We start from the raw sequence: 2,877 nt of genomic DNA on the forward strand, positions 1-2,877 counted from the left end.
CAGTTTCAGAATCTTCGGGTGCTGAACAGTCAGCCCCCTGCTCTCGCCAAGCACACAAAAGGCGATCTACATAGCATTGAGCAGATATCGGAAAGGATGCTCTCCACCCCGACGGAATCTTCTGTTGAGTTCATGGTTGCAGAACTGGATGATGCGCTTCAATCGCTTATGTTCCGCTGGAATATCTGTTATGAACGGTATTCCACTTTCCGCTTATCCGATAACGAAAAGAAGAAAATCGGTTCGATTATCCAATCAGGAATTGATTTTCTGCAAAAAAAGAAGGAGGTTCCTTTATGATGAACGCAGTGGTAAAACCTTACCATGAAATGTGCCTGAACAGCAGTGAGCTGATCGTGCCGCGCGACACTTATCAGCGTGCTCTTCACCCCGCTCGTGTTGCCCGTATCGCAAAAGAATTTGACGAGCGGGTTGCCAATGAGCCGAAGATCAGCTTCCGGGATGGTCACTACTATGTGATGGACGGGCAGAACACCATCGCTGCCCGGAAGTTCCTGAACGGTGGTGATGATCTGCAGATTCGCTGCAAGGTCTACTTTAACATGACCGAGCAGGAAGAAGCCCTCCTGTTTGCACAGCAGACAGGCATTTCGGAACGGCTGAGTGCAGGGCAGAAGCTCCGTGCCCTGATTTTTGCAGGGGAGCCTGCTGCCGTTGCATTCCAGCAGGCCACCGAATTGGCTGGCGTTCATCTTTCTTTTGAAGAAGGCCGGGGCAAGCAGCGGATCAGCTGCATCGCAACCGCCTATCACGAATTCATCCGGCTTGGTCCTGAACTGTATATCGAATCCCTTGATGTTTTGCTGAATGCGTGGGACGGAGAACCTGATTCCATGAGTTCTGCAAATCTGCTCGGCATCTGCCGCTTTGTAGAACTGTACCACTCCGAATACAGTAAAAGCCGTCTGATTGCCAAACTGCGGCAGGTCGATGCATTCACGATTTTTCGCCTTGCACGAACCGCAGGCGTAAGCCTTCCCGGCAAGACGAAGTACCTTCAGCAGGTCTATACTATTTATAATGGTGGCAGCCGACGGGCTGCATTGCCGCTCAAGTTTTAACTTTAAGTATATTTAACGAGGTATTATCCAATGATTATCCATGAAGAACCTTCGCCCAACTCGGTTTCCTCCCCTGTTTCCACAGCAAAGGACAGCCGCTGCTATACCGTAGAAGACCTGATGGAAATGCTGCTCCTGAGCCGTCCCACTGTCTACCGTCTACTGAAGCAGAACGAATTCCGCTGGTTTAAGGTAAGCGGCGCTTACCGTATTTCCAAAGCCAGCTTTGAAGCATGGCTCAATGATGGCACTGTTGAACGCAATCCTGCTGTTTGACATCCTCAACATTTCAAGCGAAATCTGCTATTCTTTAGCCGGGATGAGAAATCCCGGCTAAACTTTTACATAGATAGAGAGGTGTCTTTCATGGATGATATGCGGAATACTTCGGCTCCCTTATACGGAAAAGCTGAACCTGCCACTACCAAAACCACCATGTCGGTTCGTGAGATGCGGCAGCTTCTCGGCCTTGGCAAAACAGATAGCTATTGGCTGCTTCATAAGAATCTCTTTGAAGTCATTCTGATAAACGACAAAAGGCGTATTGTTATTTCCAGCTTTGAGAAATGGTATGCCAATCAGGTCAAATATCATAAGGTCAATGGTTCGCCACCGGGCGAGGAACTTTGCAAACGGTCCTATTCCGTTCCTGACGCCGCCGAGATATTGAAGGTGAAACCCGAAACGATCTATACACTCATCCGACAGGGCAAGTTGAAAACAGAAACGGCAGACTTCTGTATGAGAATTCCCAAAGAGGACTTTGAGCGGTGGTACCGATCACAAAGTCGCTACCGCACAGCAGCCGACCGTGAGCGTGACCGGGAGATTGAAGCGCAAACCATCTCCATCCCGGAAATGGCAAAACTACTCGGTATCCCACGCAAGAATGTTTATGGGATTCTTGATTGCAAAAAATACCGAGATTGTTTCGTCATTGAGCGCGTGGCCGACAGGCCGCGCATTACCAAAAAAAGTTTTAAGGCATGGCTTAAAAGCCAATCTACATACCAACTTCAAAAACCGAAAAAAGAAACGCATGAGGAGCCGCCGCTAAAACTGCAATGTCCCAAGAATGGGAAATACTACAGTTTTCAGGAAATTCAGGCTTTTTACGGAATCAGCCGCCCAACACTTGACTCGTGGGTTCTCAAAGAAGGAATTCCAACGATGAAGTTGGGAAGGGTAAAACGCATCCAAAAAGATGCTTTCGATGAAGTTCTGAAGTCCAAACGTAAAGTAGAGGAGGATGTATAATGGCTAGCATTGTCAAACGCAATAACCGATACTGCGTTGTCTATACCTACAAACACACTAATGGAACGCTAAAGCAGAAATGGGAAACCTTTACCGACCTTGCAGATGCCAAAAACCGTAAGAAAGAGGTCGAATACAAAGAATCCGTCGGTACCTTTGTGGCACCCCAGTGCCGAACTCTAAAAGACCTGCTTAAAGAATACGTCACCCTGTACGGAAGAACCAAATGGGCACTTTCAACCTATCAATCAAACACTGCACTGATTTCAAACTACATAGAACCGCTTATCGGCTCAATGAAGCTGCAAGATCTCACCACCCGCGTAATTGAGGGATATTATCAGCGGCTGCTTAAATACGAAGCCGTTGACCCTATGTGTGGAAAGCGTCAGCATCAATACGTTTCTCCCGGCACAGTTCGTTCGGTTCACAAAATTTTGAGAAGTGCCTTTGAGCAGGCCGTAAAGTGGGAACTTATGGAAAAGAATCCCTGTATTTATGCCACCTTGCCCAAATACACTGCAAAGAAGCGTGATAT

Annotated in this window: 4 protein-coding genes and 1 pseudogene; all 5 read left to right on the forward strand. The window is 47.7% G+C overall.

The window, feature by feature from the left end:
- Positions 1–300: pseudogene (locus tag WMO44_RS14650) on the forward strand (type II toxin-antitoxin system PemK/MazF family toxin); the annotation flags it as partial.
- On the forward strand, positions 297–1,082 hold the full coding sequence (locus WMO44_RS14655; protein WP_005928324.1) for a DUF6551 family protein: 786 nt from the start codon (positions 297–299) through the stop codon (positions 1,080–1,082). The pseudogene WMO44_RS14650 and the gene WMO44_RS14655, both read left to right, overlap by 4 nt.
- A gap of 30 nt (positions 1,083–1,112) precedes the next feature.
- The gene (locus WMO44_RS14660; protein WP_005933015.1) at positions 1,113–1,358 is read left to right on the forward strand and encodes a helix-turn-helix domain-containing protein; all 246 of its coding nucleotides are present in this window, start codon (positions 1,113–1,115) and stop codon (positions 1,356–1,358) included.
- A gap of 90 nt (positions 1,359–1,448) precedes the next feature.
- A complete protein-coding gene (locus WMO44_RS14665; protein WP_005928318.1) occupies positions 1,449–2,339 on the forward strand; it encodes a helix-turn-helix domain-containing protein in 891 nt (296 codons plus the stop codon).
- The coding region (locus WMO44_RS14670; protein ID WP_349153017.1) for a tyrosine-type recombinase/integrase at positions 2,339–2,877 on the forward strand (539 nt) is incomplete at its 3' end. The genes WMO44_RS14665 and WMO44_RS14670, both read left to right, overlap by 1 nt.

This window comes from Faecalibacterium tardum (assembly GCF_040096515.1).
In the GTDB taxonomy this organism is placed as follows: Bacteria; Bacillota; Clostridia; order Oscillospirales; family Ruminococcaceae; genus Faecalibacterium; species Faecalibacterium tardum.